Genomic DNA, 24186 nt, shown 5'->3' on the forward strand with positions numbered 1-24186 from the left:
AATTCAAACTTTAAGCCCGTGCTTCAAGCATTAGTCGCTTCATGTCACGTACTGCTTTATCTAAACCATCAATGGCTGCACGCGCAACAATTGCGTGGCCAATATTTAACTCGTAAATCTCTTCCATCGCGGCAATCGGCTTCACGTTGTGATAATGAAGGCCATGCCCTGCATTGACGATTAGCCCTAAACCTGCCGCATATTTCACACCTTGTCGAATATGTTCAAGCTCTTTGCCCATCTCTGCGTCAGTTTGCGCATCTGCATAAGCGCCAGTATGTATTTCAACGTAAGGAGCATTACATGCTTTAGCGGCATCTAATTGCGCTTTATCTGCGTCAATAAATAATGAAACTTTAATTCCTGCATCACTCAGCTTTGCAGTTGCGGCTTTAATTTTATCTAAGTTACCCACAACATCTAAGCCACCTTCGGTAGTTAACTCTTCCCGTTTCTCTGGTACTAAGCAAACGTAAGCCGGTTTTACATCCAACGCAATATCAATCATTTCATCAGTAACAGCTATTTCAAGGTTCATACGCGTTTGAATTGTTTTAGCCATCACATATACGTCACGATCTTGAATATGACGGCGATCTTCACGCAAATGAATGGTGATCCCATCAGCACCAGCATGCTCCGCAACACTTGCCGCATGAGCTGGATCCGGGTAACTAGTACCGCGGGCTTGGCGTAAAGTAGCAATATGATCAACGTTTATACCCAAAAGAATATCTTTCATTTTTTTACCTGTAAAATAACGGTTAAAAATACCGTACTAAGATTGCGGTTTAAAAAGCTCTCTACTTTTTAATGGTTTTTTACCCAGTAAGGGTTTCATTAAATGACGACTTAATTGTTTTGCCATATATAACACATCCGGCGCACTAAAGTCATGAGCAGCAATCGCATTTAATTGCGCCCCTAAAAAGCCACTGCCATGATTTTCCTGTGCAACAAAGCCATATTCAGCAAAATAACTATACGTTTGTTTTGAGGTGATTGGATCGCCTGCGGCATCAAAACTAAAATCAACGCCATAACCCAAAAGCTCTAGTAACTGAAATTCATAAGAGCGTAATACAGCTTGCAAATTAGGGTGCTTATTTAGCTGCTGTAAGTGAGTTCGATAAAGCTCATAGGCATGATCAATGGGCTCATTGATTGGCACAATCCGATTTGTTAACTCATTTAAGTAGAAGCCGCAGTAAAGCTGATCGCCTACTAAAGGGGATTGCGTACCATGCAATTCGAAACGTTGAATGTATTTAAGATCATTTTTACCCGTATAGTTTACGAGTAATGCTTGGAAAGGTTGCAGCTGCGCTTTATGTTTGGTTGACTGGCGACCACTTATGCGAGCAAGCATTCGTAGTTGTCCAACGCCTTCTACCAGCATATCAAGCATTACTTGCGAGTCACTAAAAGGACGCCGATGTAATAAATATGCTGTGTAGAAGTCGCTATCCATAACGGTAACTTAAGTGATTAATCTTCACCGTAACCTAAGCTGCGAAGTGCACGCTCATCGTCAGCCCAACCTGATTTAACTTTCACCCAAAGCTCTAAAAATACTTTGTTATCGAGCATTTCTTCAAGATCTTTACGTGCTTCACGGCCAATAACTTTCAGCTTTTCGCCTTTGTTACCAATTACCATGCGTTTTTGAGTTTCACGCTCAACCAAGATTAAGCCATTGATATGCCAAATGCCGTTTTCTTGCCATTTAAACTGCTCAATTTCGACAGTTACTGAATAAGGTAATTCCTCACCCATAAAACGCATTAACTTTTCACGGATCACTTCAGCCGCCATAAAGCGCATTGAGCGATCGGTTACATAATCTTCAGGAAAGTAAAACTCACACGGTGGTAAACGTTTTGTTACTTCATCTTTGATTAGGTTAATATTTTTACCCTGCGTCGCAGATACGGGCATAATACCAACAAAATCAAACTTGTCACCTAACCACTTCATATGTGGCAGTACAAGATCACGGTCCTTTACTTGGTCTATTTTATTAATAACCAATAATACTGGTTTACCGCTTTGTGATACTTTATTTAGCACCATGTCATCGTCAGCATTCCAATGAGTGCCTTCAACAACAAATATAATAAGTTCTACATCACCGATTGAGCTAGATGCTGCGCGATTCATTAAACGGTTAATGGCACGCTTTTCTTCAACGTGCAGCCCCGGTGTATCGACGTAAACAGCCTGATGCTTACCTTCGGTATGAATACCCATGATACGGTGGCGCGTTGTTTGCGGTTTGCGTGAGGTTATACTCACTTTTTGTTCAATAATTTCGTTTAGCAACGTAGATTTACCTACGTTTGGTCGACCAACAATGGCGACCATGCCGCAAAACGTATCAACTTCACCTGTATGAGGCTGGATCAGTGTATCAAGGTTCATTTTTAAGTATCTTAAGTGCTTTTTCAGCGGCTTTTTGTTCAGCCTTACGACGTGAACTACCTACTGAGATGATGCTATCCATACCTTCAACTATACATTCTACCGTGAATGTTTGATTGTGCGCCTGACCTTTAGTATCAACTACGGTGTAGCCTGGCAAAGGTAGTTTTCGAGCTTGTAAATACTCTTGTAATAGCGTTTTAGGGTCTTTTTGGTTTAAGCCTGGTGAAATAGCATCAAGGCGAGGTTCGTACCAAGCCAAAATTAAATCACCACAAACATCTATACCTGCATCTAAAAATACAGCACCGATTATGGCTTCAACCGCATCAGCTAAAGTTGACTCACGTCGAAAGCCGCCACTTTTAAGCTCACCTGGACCTAAACGCAGGTAATCACCTAAACCAAACTCCAAGCCAAATTCGGCTAACGTTTGACCACGAACAAGCGTTGAGCGCATACGGCTCAAGTCACCTTCTCGGGCTTTAGGGAATTTGCCATATAATGCATTTGCAATGACAAAACTTAAAATTGAATCACCTAAAAACTCTAGGCGCTCGTTATGTTGTCCTTTATGGCTGCGATGGGTCATCGCCTGCTCAAGCAATGCTTGATCAATAAAGGTATACCCTATTTTGCTATATAGCTCTGTTACATTTTTTTTCATTGTTACTGAATATTACCTAGGCGTTCAAAACGAACACCAGTTGGAACCCAGCCTGGTACAATGTCATCTGGGCCATTATCAAATTCAAAACTCATCCATATAAAGACAGCTTTACCCACCAAGTTTTCTTTTGGCACAAAGCCCCATACGCGACTATCTTGGCTGTTATCGCGGTTGTCACCCATCATAAAATAATGATCAGCCGGTACTACCCATTCATCAGAACGTGTACCCGGCTGTTGATAGTAACGCCCTTTCATTTCCAGCGCTTCTGGGTTTATTAAAATATCATGTTTTAGCGTCGTTAAATTTTCATTTAAACGCACTAAATCCATAGAGCCTTGCTTAAATTCATCACGATTGATGATTTCCATATCAATCTTATTATATTCATTACACAATAAATCGCCCTGCTGAGTTTCACCCTCTGCGCAATTTGGTTGAATATATAAACGCTTGTTACGGTAAACAATTTTATCACCAGGCAAACCAATAGCTCGTTTAATATAATCTATACGTTCATCTAATGGATATTTAAATACCACTATATCACCGCGTTCAGGTTCAGCAACATCGACTAACTGAGTACGCCATACAGGGTCTTTCACCCCATAAGAATACTTTTGCACTAAAATAAAGTCACCCACTAACAAGGTAGGCATCATTGAACCTGACGGAATTTGAAACGGTTCAAATAAAAACGACCTAAAAATAGTAATTGCTGCGATCATCGGGAAAATCGACTTAGCAGTCTCTGTCAATGTCGGCTCAGGCGCAATTAATGCGGCAGTTTCTTCATCTAGCTCGCCGCCAGCAGAACTTTGTGCAAGAGCTAAGCGTTGCTGTCTTTTTGGCGCAAACATTAGATGGTCAATTAACCAAATTAAGCCTGAGCCTAATGTTAATAGCACTAAAAATATTGAAAAATAACCTGCCATACATTAAATCCTTTCTCTTACGAAACTGGGTTACGAAGCCTTACTTACCAACTTTAAGAATTGCTAAAAACGCTTCTTGTGGCACTTCAACATTACCAACTTGCTTCATACGTTTTTTACCATCTTTTTGCTTTTTAAGCAGTTTTTTCTTACGACTTACGTCACCACCGTAACACTTGGCGATTACATTTTTACGTAACTGCTTAACGGTTGTACGTGCAATAACATGCGCGCCAATTGCCGCCTGAATTGCAATATCAAACATTTGACGTGGAATAAGCTCTTTAAGTGCATCAGCTAACTGACGACCACGAGATTGTGCACTGTCTCTGTGTACAATAATCGCAAGTGCATCAACACGCTCAGCATTTATTAAAATATCAACACGTACCATGTCTGACGTTTGAAAACGCTTAAAGTTGTAATCAAGCGATGCAAAACCACGGCTGGTTGACTTTAATTTATCAAAAAAGTCCATTACTACTTCAGCCATTGGTAGCTCATACGTTACGGCTACTTGTTTACCGTGGTAACTCATTTTAGTTTGCATTCCTCGTTTCTCTATACATAGGGTAATAACATTACCTAAGTACTCTTGAGGAACAAGGATATTTGCTTCTACAATTGGCTCTCGAATTTCTTGAATATCATTTACTGCCGGAAGGTCAGACGGATTATCAATCTGAAAAGTACCTTCTTTTGTTACTATTTCATAGATTACAGTAGGCGCAGTGGTAATTAGATCAATATCGTATTCACGTTCTAAACGCTCTTGAATAATTTCCATGTGCAGCATGCCTAAAAAGCCACAACGAAAACCAAAACCAAGTGCGGTAGAATTCTCTGGTTCAAAGAATAACGACGCATCGTTAAGACTTAGTTTATTCAGGGCATCACGGAACGATTCATATTCATCTGACGCAATAGGGAACATACCCGCATATACTTGTGGTTTAATTTTTTGAAAACCAGGTAAGCGAGCAGGCGCTGCATTTTTTTGATGGGTAATCGTATCGCCAACTGGCGCGCCATGTATTTCCTTAATACCAGCAATAACAAAGCCTACTTCGCCAGTTCTTAAAATACCGGTGTTTGTTTGCTTTGGTGTAAATACACCAACTTGATCTGCAGTATGAATATGCTCATTCGACATGATTTTAATTTTGTCGCCGATGCGTAGTTCACCGTGTTTAATACGTACAAGTGATACAACACCTTGATACGGGTCAAACCAAGAGTCGATAATTAATGCTTGTAATGGCGCGTCTTTATCACCTTCTGGCGATGGTACATCTCTGACAATCATTTCAAGAACTTCAGCAATACCAACACCTGTTTTAGCGCTACATTGCACAGCATCAAGCGCATCAATACCAATAATATCTTCAATTTCTTCAGCAACGCGAAGTGGATCTGCTTGTGGTAAATCGATTTTATTTAGTACTGGTATAACTTCTAAATTCATTTCTATGGCGGTATAACAATTTGCTAATGTTTGCGCCTCAACACCTTGGCCTGCATCTACTACAAGTAATGCGCCTTCACAGGCAGCCAATGAACGTGATACTTCATAAGTAAAATCAACGTGTCCTGGTGTATCGATAAAGTTTAGCTGGTAAGTTTCACCATCATTTGCTTTATAATTTAAGGTTACACTTTGCGCTTTAATCGTGATGCCACGTTCGCGCTCTATATCCATTGAATCCAATACTTGTTTTTGCATTTCACGGTCAGTTAAACCGCCACAAACTTGGATCAAACGATCAGAAAGGGTCGATTTACCGTGGTCAATATGGGCGATGATCGAAAAATTACGGATATGCTTCATAAACTGGATTCTAAACTTCTATTTTAATTGATTGAGTGTATAAAGCCGCAATTTTACATTTAATTGGCTTCAATCACCATCTATTTGAGTTAAAGGGAGGCTAATTGGATGAATTTTTATTACTTTGATGTCATGTTTGAGACTTTTCACTCGACTTTTAGCTACAGCAAAGCCAGTAAAACCACCACTTATAGCGGCAATTATTTGTAACCATTCTGGCGCAGAAAAAAACTCAGCAGCGATCAGAGAAAACACTAACCCCAAGACTAAAGGCAGCATATATACTGCAAAGGCATGTTTTACCATGTGACTATCGTCTAGCGCAAGTGTCACTTTTTGCCCGACAGCAACAACAGTTTCAAATTGGTAAGGAAAGGTTTTTTTAGCGGTGCCAAATAGTTTGCCAAACACTTGAGAGCCACAGCGACCATTACAGCCTTCGCAAGCTTTTTTTTGTTGAGCTTCTAAATGCGCAGTGGCGCCATCAATTGACACCACTGTAAGGGTTTGTTCTATCATTATCTGCTTTTAATTTACAATGGTCTTGCAACCGACTCAGCAATTGCCTTGGCGGTCATTGCTGGTATATTTCCCACCACCGACACATCAAAGCTTCCAGCATTATGAACATAAACAGTTGTAGCTCCTGATGATAAAGAACCACTCGGTCTGCGCCCTGGTAAAGGTCGTTGAACAAACACCGACACTTCAACAAAACCATCTGAATATAGATAATAATCAGTCAGTTCATTGTTTAAATCTAATTTATGGCGATCTGATTTAAGTAAACTAAACCCATCAGGTAACCAACCGATTTGCCAATTATTACCCGCTGTTTTTGACTCTTTATTAGAAACTTCAACGGCCGGTAATGACGTTGGAAATTGACGATTAAGCATTTCTAATAACAGTGGCGCAGGCTCTTCGGTCACACTAATATGTGTTAATTGAAGCTGCTCTAGCATTTCACCGGCGTGATTAACATACGCAGATTTAAGCAACAAGGATGATTCTGCATCTAGCCAGAGCCAATAATTATACTTATATTCATCTTTTGATTCAATACGAACTAATTGAGCAGCACGTCCAGCAATACGTCCTTTACCCCCTAAAACAAAATCATAGTGCAAACTTAATCGTTCAATATTTTTGAATAGAACTTCTGGAATCGGACCTGCAATAGAGTCTGTAGCAATTGAATAAGGCGCAGATTGAGGCTCAAAATAAGTTACTTGGTTATTAATTCTAACCATTTCTAGGCCAGCACCATTAAGTAAGCTTAAATGCTCAAGTTCGGTGTCACCTTGTTTTGCATGTAACCAACGATAGGGTTCCATCGCTTTACCTTTGACGACAACAAAAGAGGCATCAAAGTTGCGGTTGTGGACGGCATCAGCCATCTGGAGCAGTAGCTCTTTAGCGGGGTTTTCGTCGTCAGCAAAGGCTGGAGCCATTAATACCAACGACAAAATAAAAGTAATAACTTTCATTAAATTAGTTTTTTTCCTCTTCGGCTTGCGCCTTAGTGTGGGCTTTTTCTAATGAATATGCAACTCGTGCTTGGCGTTGATGCTCAAGAACTAAAGCGCCTATGCGCTGCTGCTGTAACTCACGTAAACCTTGCTCTGCATTTTCAAGCGCTGGTTCTGATGAATAACTCACTGGAGACGCAACACCCGTTAAAGGTGTTGTTTGTAGCATTGGAATTTCATTCGCCGATGAATTTTCACCTTGTGGCAAAGTCTGAACACCAACAATCGCAAACATTGCCACACTGGCTGCAATAGCCAACTGTGAAATTGGTTTACGCCAGTTAAATGCCACTACATTATCGGTGCCGTTTGCCACTAGAGGTGTAGGCTGTGCCTGTTTTTGACTAAAGTCAGCATACACAGGTTCACTTTCTAGTGCTTTTGCAACGCTATCACTGATATCTATAACGAAGGCATTATCTGACTCAGCACGCATAGCATCACCAATCAATGCGTAACGACCAAAAGTAGCAGCATCATCAGATGCTAACACTTGATTCTCTAGTGGTTGTTCGCCGTCAAGTAATGCGGATAGATGTTGATTATCCAACTTGTTAACGTCTGCTTTTGTCATATTAAGACTCGCCTATTAATGGGTTTAATTTGTTATCAATTGCTTCACGGGCACGGAAAATACGCGAACGCACCGTCCCGACTGGGCAATCCATCACCACTGCTATTTCTTCATAGCTCATCCCTTCGATTTCTCGTAGGGTGATTGCGGTTTTAAGATCTTCAGGCAAACTATCAATGGTGCTAAAAATAACTGCGCGAACTTCTTCGCTTAATAACAAGTTTTCAGGGGATGCATTTGAACGCATTGCATCTGCGCCATCGTAAAATTCGGCATCGTCAGCATCTATATCATTTGCTGGCGGTTTGCGACCCTGAGCCACTAAGTAATTTTTAGCACAATTAACGGCGATACGGTATAACCAAGTATAAAAGGCACTGTCCCCTCTAAAGTTAGGAAGAGCACGATACGCTTTAATAAACGCCTCTTGTGCTACATCAGCAATATCACCTTGATTTGATACGTAACGTGAAATCAAACCAGCGATTTTATTCTGATACTTCTTTACTAAAAGATTGAAGGCATTTTTATCGCCTTGCTGGACCCTTTTTACTAGCGCTAAATCCAAATCCTGCTCGCTCATTCGAGCCGGTACTCCTATATCTAATTATTGCTTGTTATTCATATCTTAGCCATTGTTCACAAATACTCTGACTACGCTATGAACAAAAAGTTCTGTTTAATATTATTATTTTATAAAATAGCCGTAAATAAGTTGGCAAAAGCTGAAAATCACTAATAGTGTCGCGCCAAATATGATACATATACGCCTATCATAATAATATTGATTGCTCGTACCAATTGCATAAATTAGTATCTGAGCATTGTAACCGCAAAGACCACGGACATGAACCAAAATAAACACCACATTACGGATGTCGCGATTATAGGCAGTGGCGCAGCTGGCCTCTCATTAGCTCTGTCTTTAGCCAACCACTGTAAAGTCACCGTAATTAGTAAAGGCGAACTAACCGAAGGTTCCACACTCTATGCCCAAGGCGGAATTGCTGCTGTTTTTGATAAAAAAAATGACAGTATAGAATCGCATGTGCAAGACACTTTAGATGCCGGTGGTGGTTTATGCGACAGAGAAGCTGTTCATTACACTGCAAGCAATGCCCCTGATTGCTTACAATGGCTTATTGAGCAAGGCGTCCCCTTTGATATGGAATTTGACAGCAAAGGCAAAGAACGTTTTCACTTAACGCGTGAAGGCGGCCACAGTCACCGGCGTATTCTTCATGCTGCAGACGCAACTGGTCGCGCAGTACAAACGACCCTCATAAGCCAAGTGCAAGCACACCCTGGAATAACATTGCTTGAACAATATAATGCAATTGATTTGATTGGTGATAAAAAACTAGGCCAAACAGGCCAACATATTCACGGCGTGTATATGTGGAACCGCGCGGCAAAAAAAGTCGAAACGATTTCAGCTAAATTCGTGGCTTTAGCTACCGGTGGAGCCAGTAAAGTCTACCTCTATACATCAAACCCTGACGTATCTAGCGGTGACGGTATTGCAATGGCATGGCGTGCGGGGTGTCGCGTTGCCAATATGGAATTTAACCAATTCCACCCAACTAGCCTATATCACCCAGAGTTACAGAATTTTCTTATAACAGAAGCCATGCGTGGTGAAGGCGCTTACTTAAAACGCCCTGATGGCACCCGATTTATGAAAGACTTTGATACTCGTGAAGAATTAGCACCAAGAGATATTGTTGCTCGCGCTATCGATTTCGAAATGAAGCGCTTAGGTGCAAATTGCGTATATTTGGATATCAGCCACAAAGATAAAGACTTTATTATTGAGCACTTTCCTACTATTTACGCAAAGTGCTTGAGTGTGGGTCTTGATATTACTAAAGACCCGATCCCAGTAGTACCGGCAGCTCATTACACTTGTGGTGGCGTAATGACTGATTTTAACGGTAAAACCGATCTAGATAATCTTTACGCAATTGGCGAAGTCGCTTACACAGGCCTACATGGCGCTAACCGTATGGCGAGTAATTCATTGTTAGAATGCATTGTGTTTGCCCATGCCGCAGCAAAAGACATTTTAGCTAAAATACAGCACAGCCCGGCATTAAAAACCTTACCTGTATGGGATGAAAGTCGTGTTACTAATTCAGATGAAGAAGTGGTGATCACGCATAATTGGCATGAGTTACGTCTATTTATGTGGGATTATGTTGGCATAGTACGTTCAACTAAGCGCTTGGAACGCGCTTTACACCGTGTTGAACTACTACAACAAGAAATTCGTGATTATTATGCAAACTTCCGCGTTACTAATAACTTATTAGAGCTACGTAACCTAGTCCAAGTTGCTGAGCTTATTATTCGAAGTGCGATGGAGCGAAAAGAAAGCAGAGGCCTTCATTACACCATTGACTACCCACAGTTAAATGATAACCCAACCCCAACTATTTTAACCCCGCCGACTCAGTTCGAGCAGCCAAAATAGCACGTTTAAGGCGAATGAAGTTTTGCGGCTCAACACTCCTGGCATTAACAATTAACCAGCGAGATTGAGCCAATGATTCTATATGTAACCACACACTCTTTGGATACACTCGGCTTTTACAACTGAGATTACCGTTGATTTTTACTGTTTTACTTTCAAAGCAGATATTTGACGATGATAAAATCACAACCCCCTCATCACTATGCACAGCTTTAAATTGCAGCCAACACCAACGGCCACTAATAAAAGCCATAGCCAAAGTAAGTAGTTGAACTGTAAGGGTGGTTAAAAAAAGACTAAAACAACAGGCGAACAAACCAAATAAGACCACAAAGGGTTTGTGGTCTGCTTTATTTCTTGCAACCGTGAATCTATACACGAACCCGGTCTAAAATAAGTTGTACCATTTGCTTCAGTTCTGGGTCTTTACATTCTTGATGGCCCATAAACCACGCAAATAAATCGGGATCATCAGCTTCTAATAAACGCTGTAGTACAGCTTGCTGCTGCACAGATAATGAATCAAATGCCTCATCGACAAACGGCATAAACAACACATCGAGTTCTAACATGCCGCGGCGACAAGCCCAACGGATACGCGCTTTATTGTGAATTTCAGTCATTTTTTACCTCGTACTTAGTTACCTTGCAGTTTAACAAATTGCACCTGAATAAACAGCAATTTATGCATCTATACCCTCAGCGCTAACTACGGTATTATGAGCCCCTATATTTTTTGTAACGCAGGTTTTTATGTCAACAGTATATGCATGCCCTTTGTCACATCAGCTGATCCGCATTAGTGGTGTTGATAAACTCGCCTACCTTCATGGTCAAATTACTCAAGATATCAACAAGCTAAGCCAAAATAACTATTTATGGACTGGGCATTGTAATGCCAAAGGTAAACTATGGAGCGTCGCGAAATTATTTGCCTACCAAGATAGCTACTATTTAGCGGCCTCTGAAGTTGAAATCACCCAATCACTAGCTGAATTGAAAAAATATGCGGTATTTTCAAACGTTGAGCTCCTAGCAGCAACAGAAAAATTAATCGGTTTAATTGGTGAAGACGTAACCGCAGCCCTAAAAAGCCTCGACATCCATTTTAATGGGCAGGATAACGCGTGTGATTTTAGTTATGGTAAAGCCATAAAACTAGCAGACAACCGTATCTTATTAATGGTTAATGCTGACTTTTCTCTTCCTGATGACGTTATCGCGCTTGAAAACGATGCTTTGTGGCAACAACACGCTATTTTAGCTGGTGAACCTGAACTCAATGAGTTGGCCCTTGGTGAATATGTCCCGCAAATGGTTAACCTACAAGCTATTGGCGGAATTAGCTTTCGTAAAGGGTGTTATACCGGCCAAGAAACTGTAGCGCGAATGAAATACCTTGGTAAGAATAAACGCGCAATGTATATAGTGTCAGGACATAGTGACGGAGAATTGGCAGAGCCGGAACTAGAAACTCAAATGGGTGAAAACTGGCGCCGCGCGGGTAAATTAATAAGCCAAGCTTACAACCCGCAAAGTAAAACCTTATTTGGCCTTGTAGTGTTGCCAAACGACAGTGAACCTAGTCAGTTACTGCGTGCAAAACATGCCCCGGCGGTAGAGCTATCAATTCTTCCTCTACCCTACTCTCTTGACGACGAATAAATAGGAGTAACTATGATCGTTGCAACAAATAAAGTGGTAAAAATGCATTATTCTGTTATGGATAATGACAAAAACTCTATCGATAACTCATTTGATGGTGAGCCACTCATCTTTATCGTTGGTACAGGTTACTTAATTCAAGGCCTAGAAGACGCACTTATAGGTAAAGAAGCTGGTGACACTTTGAGTGTTACTGTTGAACCTGAAAACGGTTACGGTGAACGCCATGATGAACTCATGCAAGCAGTACCTAAATCAATGTTTGAAGATATGGAAATTGAAGTAGGTATGCAATTTCGTGCTTCTACCGATGATGGTGATCAATCAGTCATGATCATTGATATTCAAGAAGACGAAGTTATTGTTGATGGTAACAACCCTCTTGCAGGGATCACATTAAACTTTGATGTAGAAATTCTTGAAGTGCGTGATGCCACGGCCGACGAACTAGCCCATGGTCATGTACATGTTGAAGGTGGTTGTGGTCACGACCATTAATCAATTTCCCCTAATAAATAAAAAGCGCTAATGCGCTTTTTATTTATTAATTTTACGATATTTAGGGCTACTCAGGCTTACTAATTTTATCGGCTAAAGCAGCAAGTAAACCATCTTGATCATTAGTTCCTAACCGATACTGACTACCATCTTTTAAAACTAGCTGTACTGCACTAAACCCTGACACAGTATACACCCAACCATCATGCGTAATACGTAAACCAATACCGTGTCTATATGAGTTTTCTACCGCTTTAGCTTCGACTATATCTGTCAATTGTAACTTATCGCCAAATACACCAGGGCCAAAACCCCAACTGATTTGAGTGTCATCAACTTTAATAGTTAAACCATGAAAGAAAAATGCCACCAGCACTAAAATTGCTGCAAATACCATTAACGGTATATCCGCACCAATTAAATACCACGCTAAACCTACAAAACTGGCAATCCAGCTCAATATAACAAAAATGAACAGTGCAAATTGTTTATGTTGATACATAACACTCTCTAATAAATATTAAAAACTATAAACGAATGTCGCACTTAGCTCCGAATCAAACTTTAGTTTGTCATTTTCCGGTTTGGAGTTATAACGATATAAATAAGCAAACTTTAACGACACCGCCCCCATAACTTGGCTGATCAATGAAGTTTCTGATTTCAATCGCGAATTCAGCCCCGAAAGCGATTGTTCAATACTAACATCTTGATTAAAGCGCGTGCGCTTTGAAACAGTACGCTCCCATTGCAGCGCCAAACGCAACAAATAGCCCGTTTTAGTACTATCATCATCCGCTTCACCTACTGCAACAGAGCGATATAAGCCAGGGCCGATATCAAAATCAACTTGATTTTTAACCCCTTCATATAGCCTATTTCCATAACCTGTGGCTAACGTACTTTTAAAGTCCAAGCCACTAAATTTATCTTCTTCGTAATCCCCATATATAAAGAAAGAAGCGTTTTTCACACCAACTTTATAGTTTCCTTGCGCTGATATGAACACTCTGTTGGCCGAGACTTCGTCATCGCCGGTAGCCTCATTTTTATCTCGCTTATATAACGTATCTATTTTAAATTGATTACGCCAACTATCAAAATCTTGATATAAATTGCCCTTGAACTTAAAGCTCGTCGAATTAGTATTGCCCCGACTAACAATAAAGCCAAATTCAATATCACCGTAGAGTAACTCACCTTGATGAATTTTATGGATCTCTTCATCTGAAAGTTGCCCATATTCATGAAAGTCTTCAAATGGGTCAACCGCCCAGATTTTAAAGCTCAATATCAAGCTCAATAGCAGAAATAGCCTAATCACTGACAAATCTTTGTATGATTGCTTAACATAAGTACTTTATAACGGAGATATGGCATCTAAATTATTCGCTTTCTTTCCATAAAATATGGCAAAACGGTGCATCTTTATCGCGACTTATCAAAATTTTAGCAAATAAAATATCTTGATTATCAAACTCAAGACCGACGAGTACTTGAACAAATAACTCTGGTTCAATTTCAAGTGCCACAAAATCATGCCATTGGTCATCTGGCTCACCTTCTTCAATAAAGCCAAGCTCTTCGCGATGTTGATTAAAATCTTCAACATCCTGCTCCGTAAGGTTATCTGGTGCTAATTCTAAAAAGATATCATAAGCTTGGTGCGTTACTTCTTCTTCACTGTATAAACGGGGCCCTGTCATCGCCATAAACCTTTCAAGATGCAATTACCAAGTATAGTATCAAACCTCAGCAAATTTTTGACAAAAAAAAGTCAGGTTTCCCTGACTTTTTTTACACAACCCTTACTTCACTCTTGAGTCGATACAGTACCTTTTATTTTTTCACGCATTGATTGCACCAAACTATAAAATAATGGAACTAGCAAAGTGCCAAAAATAGTTGCGGCTAGCATACCTGCCAATACAGTAACACCCAATGAGACTCGGCTTCCAGCCCCTGCACCTGTTGCAAAGACTAAAGGTAACACGCCTAAGACAAACGAAAGAGCTGTCATTAATACTGCTCGAAAACGCATGCTTGCCGCGCTCAATGCAGCGTCAAATATACTCTTACCAGCAGCACGCTCCTCCATCGCAAATTCAACAATTAAAATTGCGGTTTTGGTCGACATCCCTATTAACAACACTAAACCAACCTGCGCGTAAATGTTATTTTCCATACCTAATACATACAACGCCAACATAGCACCAAACATTGCCAATGGGATCGCTGCAATGACCGAAAATGGAATTGTCCAACTTTCATATTGCGCAACTAAAAATAGGTAAACAAATATAACCGCTAGACCAAATAGGATAGGTGCCATATTACCCGCTTCAATCTCTTGCTTAGACTGCCCCGCCCATTCAAACACATAGCCATTAGGTAACTGCGACGCCAACTCTTGCATAGCTGCAATTGCATCACCACTTGAAAACCCTGCCGCGGCTTGGCCACTAATATTAGCACTACGGTATAGGTTAAAGTGGTTTAAAGTCGTAGGCCCAAGGATCGGCTCTAATTTAGCGAGTGTAGTCAGTGGAACCATATCCCCTTTATCGTTACGAACAAAGTAATGTTGTAAGTCAGTGGGATTTTTACGGAACTCACTTTCAGCCTGCATAATCACTTTATAAGTACGGCTAAACTGATTAAAGTCATTGATATATAACGAGCCCAGTTGCGCTTGTAGCGTTAAGAATATATCACTCAAAGCAACACCTTGAGCTTTGGCTTTGTTACGATCAACCTCTAAAAAGTACTGCGGAACATTTGCTCTGAAGGTACTGTAAACATTGCTGAGGTTAGGATGCTGATTTGCCTCATACACTAAGCCGTTAAGAACTTGGGCCAGCTGCGTTGGATCACGCCCCTCACTATCTTGTAAGCGAAACTCAAAACCAGAGCTGCTTCCCAAACCGGGAATAGGAGGCGGATTAAAGACCATCACTTGCGCATCTGGCATTGCCCACATTTGCCCCATCAAACGACCTATAACAGACTTTAAGCCTAATTCAGGGCTGGTACGTTCTTCCCAATCTTTTAAAATCACAATACCTAACGCATTATTTGAACCTGCACCACCAATTAATGAAAACCCTGATACGGCTATAAAATCAGTCGCTGCGGGTTCATTTTTAACTATTTCGGCTATTTTATGCATCACTTTTTCTGTGCGTCCACTTGCAGCTGCATCAGGTAATTGCACATCAACAAATACAAAGCCTTGATCTTCTGCTGGAATAAACCCTGTCGGGACACTTTTGGCCAACCATCCAGCGGCCACAAAAATAACCAATGCAAAAATAGCCATTCGTGCCGAACGTTTCAAAATAAAGTGTATGATTTTAGAATAGACGGTAGTAGATTTAGTAATACTTCTATCAACGGGCGCTAACCATTTTATCGGCGTCATTACTTTTTCATTTAGTAATAACGCACATAATGCAGGGCTTAAAGTAAGCGCATTGACAGATGATATAAGCACTGCAAACGAAATAGTAACAGAGAATTGTTTATAAAGTTCCCCAGTAATACCTGGCATAAAACCTACAGGCACAAATACCGCAAGTAACACTAAGGTGGTAGCTATAATCGGCCCTGTCACTTGTTCCATGGCTTTCGTTACGGCTTCTTTAATGGGTAGTTTTTCTTCTTTGAGGATACGCTCAACGTTTTCAATAACAATAATCGCATCATCAACCACAATACCTATCGCAAGCACTAAACCAAACAAGGTAATTAAGTTAATTGAATACCCCATTGCCATCATAAAAGCAAAGGTTCCCACTAAAGAAACAGGAATAGCGATAGTAGGAATAAGTGTAGCTCGCCAATTTTGTAAAAATAAAAACACCACTAACACGACTAAACCAACGGCTTGAAATAATGTAACAACAACTTCATCAATCGATCGGTTAATAAACTCAGTTGTATCATACGGTATAGAATATTCAACACCGTCAGGGAGTTGCTTTGCAAGTTCTGCCATTTTAGCTTTTACATCGCTTGCTACCTGCGTTGCGTTAGCATCTGTTAATTGGTAAATAACAATGAAAGCCGTATCTTGCTGGTTTAACTTAGCTATTATGCTGTAATCAGCAGAGCCCAGTTCAATACGTGCAATATCACTAAGACGGACGAAATTGCCATCTTGGTTTGAGCGAAGAATAGTTTGGCCAAACTCTTCGGGGGTTTTTAAGCGCCCTCGAGCTTGAATCGAATATTCAAATTGCTGGCTTGGTAAGCTTGGCGCTGCGCCTAATTTACCGGCTGCTACAATGGTATTTTGCTCTTGTAAAGCAGCCTGTACCTCAGCGATTGTTAGCCCAAGTGCAGCCATTTTATCTGGGCGCAACCACAAGCGCATCGAATAGGTCCTTTCGCCCATAACTTCTGCTGACGCAACACCAGATATACGCCCAAGTGATTCGGTTAAATAATTGGTTGCATAGTTACTCAAAAATATATCATCAATATTATCTTTGCTAGAGAAGAGGTTAATCCCCAGTAGCATTGCACTTGATTTTTTCTTAACTGATACCCCCTGACGCTTTACCTCTGCAGGTAAGCCAGGCTCAGCAAGCGCCACCCTATTTTGCACGTTGACCTGTGCAATATCAGTGTCTGTACCAACTTTAAAATATACGGTTATGCTGCCAATGCCATTATTCGTTGAGCTCGATTCAATGTACATCATATCTTCAACACCATTGATTTGTTCTTCAATGGGTCTGATCACAGATTCCTCGACTATCTGTGCACTTGCACCAGGGTAGACCGCGGTAATTTGTACTTGCGGCGGGGTTATCTCCGGGTACATATTCACCGGTAGTAATCCCATTGAAATCAAACCTGCAAGGGTGATAACAATCGAAATCACTAAGGCAAATTTAGGCCGCGCGATAAACGTTTTACTGATCATGAACGCTCCTTTTAGCCCGCGGCATTAGTTAAATTAGAAATAGTACCCGTGGTGTGATCAACCTTTTTCTCGACTGGCTTAACTTCCACCCCTTGGCGCACTTTTTGCAAACCTTCGACAATCACTTGCTCGCCTTGCTCAAGGCCAGACTCAACAACCCACATTGCATTAATACGACGACCTAATTGCACAATACGAGTGGCTACTTTTTTATCATCCCCAACGACGAGTACAAATTTGCCTTGTTGGTTTTCTTGAACTGCAGCCTGCGGTATTAGTGCCTGCTTTTGCTTATCTTTACTTTCTAAAATCAAGGTTACAAATAAACCCGGCATAACTATATTATTAGGATTAGCAAACGTTGCTCGTAGTTCTACCGTCCCCGTACTGCGATCAACTTTAGTATCAGCGAAATCAAGTTGCCCTTTTGATGCTAGGTTTGAGTTATTAGGTAAACGCAGAGATAAATCAATTGGTACATTTTGTGGGTTGCCTTCACTACCTTGGTGCTTTTGGCGGTAACTTATATAGTCAGACTCTTCTACCTGAAAATTAACGTAAATAGGGTCAACATCAGTAAGCTGAGCCAACTCGTTTGATGTTGGTCCAACTAAGTTACCTACATCATAGTTTACTTTACCAATACGCCCTGCAAATGGCGCTTTAATTTGTGTGTAACTTAAATTCAATTTAGCTTTTTCAAGATTGGCTTGTGCCGATTTAACCGCTGCAGCTGCTTGATCGTACTTTGTTGTTAACTTATCTAAATCAGATTGCGAAATAAACCCTTGAGAGGCGACTTCTTTGCCTCGAGTTAGGTCTCGCTTTGCACCATCTGCGCCAGCAATTTTGCTTTTTAAATCAGCCTCAATTCCTGCTACTGAAGATTGATACTCACTTGGATCAATCTTCAGTAATAACTGCCCTTTTTCTACATAGGATCCTTCATCAAAGTGGCGTTCAATCAGCTCACCTTCAACCCTCGCACGTATTTTAACTTCCTGATGCGCCTCAGTCCTCGCAACAAACTCTCGATAATTTCCAACATCTTGCGTTATAACCTTAAATACCGAAACGGCCGGAGGCGGAGCAACTTGTTTAGTAGCCGAGTCATCAGAGCAGCCTGCTATTGACGCAAATAATGCACCACCAATCATACATTTAATGGTTAATGACAGGTAAGTACCTAAAATATTAGGCGTAAACCGTTTCAGCATAGCTTTCTCCTTGGCAGGTAATGAAATGCATTACCATTTGGTTATTATCTAATTGTGCAAAACGCAACGTACGTTTAGGGCAAGTATTGACGATAGGTTTTGTGGTAAGTTCAAATAAAATATACACCACTTTGTAATTTTTTGTACATTGGTTTTACATTTGTGTCGCTGCTGTAAATTTTTGTTCAATTAAAGAGTGACGCTTTACATGTAATCGATTAACTCGTAAGCTAAAAATCAACAGGTCAGAGGAGTTGACATGATTACATTAGAAATAAAAAACACAGTTGCGTACGTCACACTATTTCGAGCAGAGAAACAAAATGCGCTTAATTTCATCATGTTCAAACAACTGGCTAAAGTCATAAAGCAGCTTAAAAAAAACAAGTCGATTCGCGCTGTTATTATTCAAGGCAGTGGTGAACACTTTTGTTCAGGGCTTGATGTAGCAAGTGTAATGAAATCCCCAGTAGATATGTTTAAATTGCTCTTTAAATGGCTGCCTGGTAACTGTAACTTAGCTCAACAAGTTGTGCTTGGATGGCAGTCTCTAAGTGTTCCTGTATTTGCAGTTATACAAGGAAACTGCTTTGGAGGGGGATTACAAATAGCGTTAGGCGCTGATTATAGAATTGCTCATCCGGATACACAGTTAGCAATAATGGAAGCACGCTGGGGACTTTGCCCCGATATGGGTGCTAATGTCATTTTACCTAGTTTATTAAAGCGTGATGACGCGCAATGGCTAGCAAGTCATGCCGAACCAATAAGTGCATACAAAGCACACGAGATTGGCTTGGTCACTCTACTCAGTGACAACCCACATGATGCCTGCCAAAGTATGATTACAACTTTACTCGAGCGCTCCCCCGATGCCCTTGCAGCTATAAAGCGAGTCACACAACAAAGTTATCACACGCCAAAACGTCGCATTTTAGCAAAAGAAACCTTTAGCCAAATCAGGTTAATTATCAATCCAAATACCAAAAAAGCGATTGCCAAAGCAAAAGGTAACGACACGATAAAATATCAAAACCCTAAACACTGGTAGTCTATAAGTCGCATAGTTTTTTTAGGCTAAACATGTTCAAGTTTACTCATTAATTAAATAAAATAAGCAATGATGAAAACGACCCAAGTATTATCTTACCCTGTACTACGCTATTTGATTAGTAGCGCATTGATCATTGTTAGTTTAGCTGCGGCAAAAACAATAATGCACTTGATTGGAGGGGGTTTCCCTGCGCCATTACTTGGGATGCTTATATTACTGTCGCTGCTACTATGTGGCTTAGTGAAAGAGCAACAATTACTTCCCTGCGCTTCACCTCTTTTAAATTTTATGCCCCTGTTTTTTATCCCCGCCGGTGTCGGGTTTATTGAACACTTAGGCTTAATTAGACAGCATTGGCAGTTTTTAACAGCCACACTGATTTTTGTTCCCCTGAGTAGCTTAATTCTGATCAGTTATGTGATTGCCCTATTCAAAGGACGGGATCATAATGAGTAATATGTGGTGGTTGAGCATTCCAATTATAATTACGCTCTTTATATTACTGAGAAAGTTGAATTCTCGAATTCAATCACCTTTATTAAAGGCAATAAGTAACCCCGTATTTTTAGCCATTACTATTTTCGCGGTTATCCTTATTGCAGCTGATTTATCCTACACGCGCTTTTATCAGCACAGTCAATTACTCAGCTGGCTATTAGAGCCGGCCATTGTTGCACTAGCACTGCCTCTTTATCAGCAATTTATCCATATCAGAAAAAACGCTTTATTAATTTTACTTAGCTGTACTTTTGGCGTTATTAATGCAACCGTTGTAGCGACATTATTGAGCGCTTTATTTGATGTTCCTGTGCACCTAGCTGCGTCTGTAGCAGCACTGTCTGTAACAACGCCTATTACTTTGCTAATTACCGATTCGCTCGGCGGCATTGCATCCCTAGCCGCAGCGATGGTTATTTTTATTGGCCTGCTGGGAGCGCTATTTGGCTTTATGCTTTTTCGCATTTTGGGGATTTATAACCACCAAGCACAAGGTGTTGCTATAGGCACTGCATGCCATGCTATTGGCACCGCCGCAGCATTAAATGAAAATACGAGCATTGGTGCTTTTGCATCAGTTGCCATGGCATTAAGCGCGCTGGTAACTGCGTTAATCGTTCCTCTACTTTATCCTTTTTTAAGCCAAGCTCTGCTATGATAAGCAACAATAGAGCGTTTAATTTTTAATGAGCACGTAATGATCAGTACAGAAATACAACAAGTCGAAAAATATTACACCATGATCAGCGAGTACCTCGTTAAGTACAGCATGCAGCTAGTCGGCGCAGTATTGATCTTAATTTTTGGTTTATGGGTTGCGCAAAAAATATCTAAAATGGTTGCCGCACTCATGGCGCGCAATAATATGGATATCACGCTTACTAACTTTGTCAGTAATGTCGTAAAAGTACTGCTGGTCATCATGTTTATTATTATCGCACTGGGCAAAATAGGCATAAGCGTTACACCATTTGTAGCTGCTATTGGTGCCGCGTCCCTTGGTGCAGGCTTAGCACTTCAAGGGATGTTGTCTAACTATGGCGCAGGTTTGGCGATTATTGCCACTCGCCCGTTTATAGTAGGCGATACCATTGAAGTTAAAAACGTCAGTGGCCAAGTTAAAACGATTGAGCTGGGACATACTGTTCTTATCAACGAAGAGAAAGTCGAAATTACCATTCCAAATAAGCATATCGTCGGTGAAATCCTGCATAACTCGTTTAATTACTCTCTTGTTAAGGGCGAAATAGACATCGCTTATAACGCCAGTGCTGAACAAGCAATTGAACTCATTGAAAGGGTATTAAAAAATCATGAATTAGTTGCTGATGACCCTCATTCACAGGTCGGCATTGAGCGCTTTGCAGACAGCGGCGTTACTATTAGTTATCGCTATTGGGTACCAACAACTAAAATTATTGAAACCAAATTGGCTGTCAATGGAGGCGTATATAAAGTAATTCAAAACGCAGACATTGAAATTCCATTCCCGCAACGGGTTATTACTATCAACAAAAATGAGCTGGATAGTTAATTTAAATCTCAACTTAAAAGGATAACAAATGCAAAGTAACTCAGTGAACGCAGCTAAATACCTTGCTCTTGTTATCCTCGTTATTCTTTGCTGGTTACCCCATTTTAACGATTATATTATGACGTTTATTGACCAAGCCCTACTACAGTCATCTATCGTGTATGCATCAGCACGTAGCGTAAACGCCATTATCTCGTTATTACAATCTGCTGAGGTTGGGATCGGTATCGCAAGTATTCAACCCGCGCAACTACTTGATCCTGTAAATGATTTAGCCGAATACATTGCTGATGCAATGCGTATGGCTATTGGCTCACTCTTTATTCAACGCATACTGTTCACTATGTCATCGGGTGTGTTTTTTAGTGGCTTATTTACACTAAGCGCCGTCGCGTATGTCATTTGTGACTATGGTGGTTATTTAAAGCAACTAAAAGGACGGTTACTGGCAAGCTTGGTGTTAATCAGGTTTTTAATTCCCTTGGTTGTACTGAGCACTGGGCTAATGAGTCATGCATTTTTAGATGAAGAGATTGATAATAAAAATCAATATATCGAAGGAAAAGTAGACACTTTAAATACCCAAGCAAATGCAACATCACAGCTATCATCGCAAGTGACGGCTAAAATAAACAGCCAAAAACAAACTATTTTTGATGAAATAGAAATAATTAACACCCAAGAATTACAGTTAAATACCGTTATAATAAACAATCAACAACGCCTAGATAAACTAACTCAACAGATAAATGTAATCCAAGGTGCACGCTCACTCACAGAAAAAATAACCCTTACAGAGCTTGAATCTGCCAAACCATTAATTGCAAAACAACAAGCCCTTAAACAAAAGCAGGCTGCTATCAACAATCAATTAGCCGCGCTGTACTTACAAAAAAGCCAACTTAAAAAACAACTTATTGGGCTTAACGACCAACTAACGGGAAATACTGGTAATATAGTGAGTCGCGTTGTAAATACGGTTAGTAACGGCATTACTAATATGGTGGCATCAATGGAAAGTTTATTTACAGATTTTTTAAACCTGCTTTCACTCTTGATATTAAAATTACTACTGATACCGCTATTATTTCTATATTTATTCAGTAAAGTATTTAAAGCGATTTGGCAACGCAGCGTCACCCTATGGCGTGTTGACCTTTGAGGATTGAAATTTGTTCAACCTAGGGGCGATTTAATCGCGGCGCGAGGTTTGGAATCGAGTGGGCTCGATAACTGCTCCTGCGTTATTCTACTGGCTCACATCCATGTGAGAATAAGTAAAAATCGAGCAAAGCTTACACGTCCTGCTCACGCCCCTTACCTACATCCGTGTAGGTAACAAAGAGTTAATCGCTCCTAGAAAGAACCCTTTGGGCAGCGCATGTTTGGCATTTATACTGCGTTATCGACTACTTATGGGGAACAACCACACTGCATAGGCGCTGCCTTGCCTAGATACCAAATAGACTGCTGAAAAATCAATCACGAAAGGTCAACACACCCTAACACTACGCCAAATAAAAGATGAAGTTATCAGTGCAACCAAATGATTAAAATAACGTACTCATCCACCACGCTAACAGTACTATAATTGAAGTTGCAACTAACGCTTTAGCTTTGTGTTTTTTGATAATTCGCTCAGCCTGATCGCCTGCAAAATATACCACCAGCGCGAGACCAAAATAACGAATAGAGCGCGCAATAGTGGTCGCAATTAAAAACAGCAGCAAAGAGTATTTAGTAGCGCCCGCTGCCAACATAGCAATCTGAAATGGAATTGGCACAATACCCAAAGTCATTACAAACCAAAAACCTTGCGCTTGCATTTTTTGCTTAACCTGTTCAAATTGCTCGGGGCTTGAAAAGCTATTTATAACCCAATCCCCTACCATATCAAACAAATAATAGCCTAGGGCATAACCTACTAAGGCCCCAAAAATACAGCCAATAGTAGCCATTAGGGCAATTAGCCAAAGCTTTTCACGCCTAGCTTGCATTAAAGGAACCATTACCGCTTCTAATGGGATAGGCACGATAGTTGATTCTAAAAATGACGCAACCGTGATCCCGCTGAGCATATGCTTAGAATCAATAAATTGACGAGTTTTTTGTTTTATACTTTTCCCAACAGACATCCTAACTCCTTGTGCACCCAAAAATAGATAATTTAATTCTATGTAAAAGCGAGTAAATACATGGTGCAATATGTGAAATATCCTCTTCGATAATACCCTTACTAAATCCACTCTTATGCACTACAGCTTTACTCTTTGCAATCTAAGTGCCAAACAAAAAACAAAGCTTAACCTGCTAAATATAAAAGGGTTTTAGTATAAGTGAATTATTAAAAAACGAGG

25 protein-coding genes are annotated in these 24186 nt (G+C 40.5%); 8 read left to right on the forward strand and 17 right to left on the reverse strand.

All coding sequences use genetic code 11. The features are described from left to right. Nucleotides 1-10: 10 nt before the first annotated feature. The 10 genes from pdxJ to rpoE form a co-directional block, all read right to left on the reverse strand. Complete coding sequence (gene pdxJ / locus HJP15_RS17280) at nt 11-742, reverse strand: pyridoxine 5'-phosphate synthase (RefSeq protein WP_170174232.1); 732 nt, start codon at nt 740-742, stop codon at nt 11-13. Nucleotides 743-778: 36 nt separating this feature from the next. After that, nucleotides 779-1471, reverse strand: coding sequence for a DNA repair protein RecO (gene recO / locus HJP15_RS17285; RefSeq protein ID WP_054205411.1), 693 nt, complete (start codon nt 1469-1471; stop codon nt 779-781). Between the two features lie 17 nt (nt 1472-1488). After that, entirely contained in the window at nt 1489-2421 is a 933-nt protein-coding gene (gene era, locus HJP15_RS17290; RefSeq protein ID WP_054205410.1) for a GTPase Era, read from the reverse strand. Continuing rightward, nucleotides 2411-3088: a ribonuclease III gene (gene rnc / locus HJP15_RS17295; protein ID WP_054205409.1), complete on the reverse strand. Its 678-nt coding sequence runs from the start codon at nt 3086-3088 to the stop codon at nt 2411-2413. The genes era and rnc overlap by 11 nt, the downstream gene beginning before the upstream one ends. Nucleotides 3089-3090: 2 nt before the next feature. Continuing rightward, nucleotides 3091-4026 carry a signal peptidase I gene (gene lepB / locus HJP15_RS17300; protein WP_054205408.1) on the reverse strand — a complete coding sequence of 312 codons (936 nt, stop codon included), beginning with the start codon at nt 4024-4026 and terminating at the stop codon, nt 3091-3093. 40 nt (nt 4027-4066) lie between these two features. Beyond that, nucleotides 4067-5854 (reverse strand): translation elongation factor 4, encoded by a 1788-nt coding sequence (lepA, locus tag HJP15_RS17305; RefSeq protein ID WP_054205407.1) that lies wholly within the window; start codon nt 5852-5854, stop codon nt 4067-4069. 69 nt (nt 5855-5923) lie between these two features. After that, nucleotides 5924-6373: a SoxR reducing system RseC family protein gene (locus HJP15_RS17310; RefSeq protein ID WP_054205406.1), complete on the reverse strand. Its 450-nt coding sequence runs from the start codon at nt 6371-6373 to the stop codon at nt 5924-5926. A gap of 14 nt (nt 6374-6387) precedes the next feature. After that, nucleotides 6388-7344, reverse strand: coding sequence for a MucB/RseB C-terminal domain-containing protein (locus tag HJP15_RS17315; protein ID WP_054453201.1), 957 nt, complete (start codon nt 7342-7344; stop codon nt 6388-6390). Nucleotides 7345-7348: 4 nt separating this feature from the next. Next, nucleotides 7349-7960 (reverse strand): sigma-E factor negative regulatory protein, encoded by a 612-nt coding sequence (locus HJP15_RS17320; protein ID WP_169327869.1) that lies wholly within the window; start codon nt 7958-7960, stop codon nt 7349-7351. Nucleotide 7961: 1 nt separating this feature from the next. Beyond that, nucleotides 7962-8543, reverse strand: coding sequence for an RNA polymerase sigma factor RpoE (rpoE, locus tag HJP15_RS17325; RefSeq protein WP_054205403.1), 582 nt, complete (start codon nt 8541-8543; stop codon nt 7962-7964). Between the two features lie 264 nt (nt 8544-8807). Between rpoE and nadB the strand changes: the two genes are divergently transcribed. Further along, nucleotides 8808-10433: an L-aspartate oxidase gene (nadB, locus tag HJP15_RS17330; protein WP_169327868.1), complete on the forward strand. Its 1626-nt coding sequence runs from the start codon at nt 8808-8810 to the stop codon at nt 10431-10433. A gap of 371 nt (nt 10434-10804) precedes the next feature. Here nadB and HJP15_RS17335 read toward each other — a convergent pair whose 3' ends face one another. Next, the gene (locus HJP15_RS17335; RefSeq protein ID WP_054205400.1) at nt 10805-11056 is read right to left on the reverse strand and encodes an FAD assembly factor SdhE; all 252 of its coding nucleotides are present in this window, start codon (nt 11054-11056) and stop codon (nt 10805-10807) included. Nucleotides 11057-11186: 130 nt separating this feature from the next. Here HJP15_RS17335 and ygfZ point away from each other — a divergent pair, with 130 nt between their 5' ends. Together ygfZ and HJP15_RS17345 are read left to right on the forward strand one after the other, a co-directional pair. Then, complete coding sequence (ygfZ, locus tag HJP15_RS17340; RefSeq protein WP_054205399.1) at nt 11187-12098, forward strand: CAF17-like 4Fe-4S cluster assembly/insertion protein YgfZ; 912 nt, start codon at nt 11187-11189, stop codon at nt 12096-12098. A gap of 12 nt (nt 12099-12110) precedes the next feature. After that, nucleotides 12111-12596 (forward strand): FKBP-type peptidyl-prolyl cis-trans isomerase, encoded by a 486-nt coding sequence (locus tag HJP15_RS17345; RefSeq protein WP_054205398.1) that lies wholly within the window; start codon nt 12111-12113, stop codon nt 12594-12596. 67 nt (nt 12597-12663) lie between these two features. Here HJP15_RS17345 and HJP15_RS17350 read toward each other — a convergent pair whose 3' ends face one another. The 5 genes from HJP15_RS17350 to HJP15_RS17370 form a co-directional block, all read right to left on the reverse strand. Beyond that, nucleotides 12664-13098: a hypothetical protein gene (locus HJP15_RS17350; RefSeq protein ID WP_170174233.1), complete on the reverse strand. Its 435-nt coding sequence runs from the start codon at nt 13096-13098 to the stop codon at nt 12664-12666. An 18-nt stretch (nt 13099-13116) separates the two neighbouring features. Next, a complete protein-coding gene (locus HJP15_RS17355) occupies nt 13117-13890 on the reverse strand; it encodes a DUF481 domain-containing protein (RefSeq protein WP_405631550.1) in 774 nt (257 codons plus the stop codon). Between the two features lie 91 nt (nt 13891-13981). After that, the gene (locus HJP15_RS17360) at nt 13982-14302 is read right to left on the reverse strand and encodes an HI1450 family dsDNA-mimic protein (RefSeq protein ID WP_054205395.1); all 321 of its coding nucleotides are present in this window, start codon (nt 14300-14302) and stop codon (nt 13982-13984) included. Between the two features lie 107 nt (nt 14303-14409). Beyond that, nucleotides 14410-17526 (reverse strand): efflux RND transporter permease subunit, encoded by a 3117-nt coding sequence (locus HJP15_RS17365; protein ID WP_170174234.1) that lies wholly within the window; start codon nt 17524-17526, stop codon nt 14410-14412. Between the two features lie 11 nt (nt 17527-17537). Continuing rightward, the gene (locus HJP15_RS17370; RefSeq protein ID WP_054453192.1) at nt 17538-18743 is read right to left on the reverse strand and encodes an efflux RND transporter periplasmic adaptor subunit; all 1206 of its coding nucleotides are present in this window, start codon (nt 18741-18743) and stop codon (nt 17538-17540) included. Nucleotides 18744-19002: 259 nt separating this feature from the next. On the opposite strand from HJP15_RS17370, the gene HJP15_RS17375 reads away from it, so the two are divergent. The 5 genes from HJP15_RS17375 (at nt 19003) to HJP15_RS17395 (ending at nt 22991) form a co-directional block, all read left to right on the forward strand. Then, on the forward strand, nt 19003-19794 hold the full coding sequence (locus tag HJP15_RS17375) for a crotonase/enoyl-CoA hydratase family protein (protein WP_170174235.1): 792 nt from the start codon (nt 19003-19005) through the stop codon (nt 19792-19794). 69 nt (nt 19795-19863) lie between these two features. Then, a complete protein-coding gene (locus HJP15_RS17380) occupies nt 19864-20253 on the forward strand; it encodes a CidA/LrgA family protein (RefSeq protein WP_249365889.1) in 390 nt (129 codons plus the stop codon). After that, nucleotides 20246-20953: an LrgB family protein gene (locus HJP15_RS17385; RefSeq protein WP_169327862.1), complete on the forward strand. Its 708-nt coding sequence runs from the start codon at nt 20246-20248 to the stop codon at nt 20951-20953. The genes HJP15_RS17380 and HJP15_RS17385 overlap by 8 nt, the downstream gene beginning before the upstream one ends. A gap of 39 nt (nt 20954-20992) precedes the next feature. Further along, complete coding sequence (locus tag HJP15_RS17390) at nt 20993-21829, forward strand: mechanosensitive ion channel family protein (protein WP_170174236.1); 837 nt, start codon at nt 20993-20995, stop codon at nt 21827-21829. A gap of 28 nt (nt 21830-21857) precedes the next feature. Next, complete coding sequence (locus HJP15_RS17395; RefSeq protein ID WP_170174237.1) at nt 21858-22991, forward strand: hypothetical protein; 1134 nt, start codon at nt 21858-21860, stop codon at nt 22989-22991. Nucleotides 22992-23379: 388 nt separating this feature from the next. Here HJP15_RS17395 and HJP15_RS17400 read toward each other — a convergent pair whose 3' ends face one another. Then, the gene (locus HJP15_RS17400) at nt 23380-23964 is read right to left on the reverse strand and encodes a YqaA family protein (RefSeq protein ID WP_054205387.1); all 585 of its coding nucleotides are present in this window, start codon (nt 23962-23964) and stop codon (nt 23380-23382) included. Nucleotides 23965-24186: the final 222 nt, after the last annotated feature.

Source organism: Pseudoalteromonas sp. NEC-BIFX-2020_002 (assembly GCF_013002825.1).
Classification (GTDB): Bacteria; Pseudomonadota; Gammaproteobacteria; order Enterobacterales; family Alteromonadaceae; genus Pseudoalteromonas; species Pseudoalteromonas neustonica.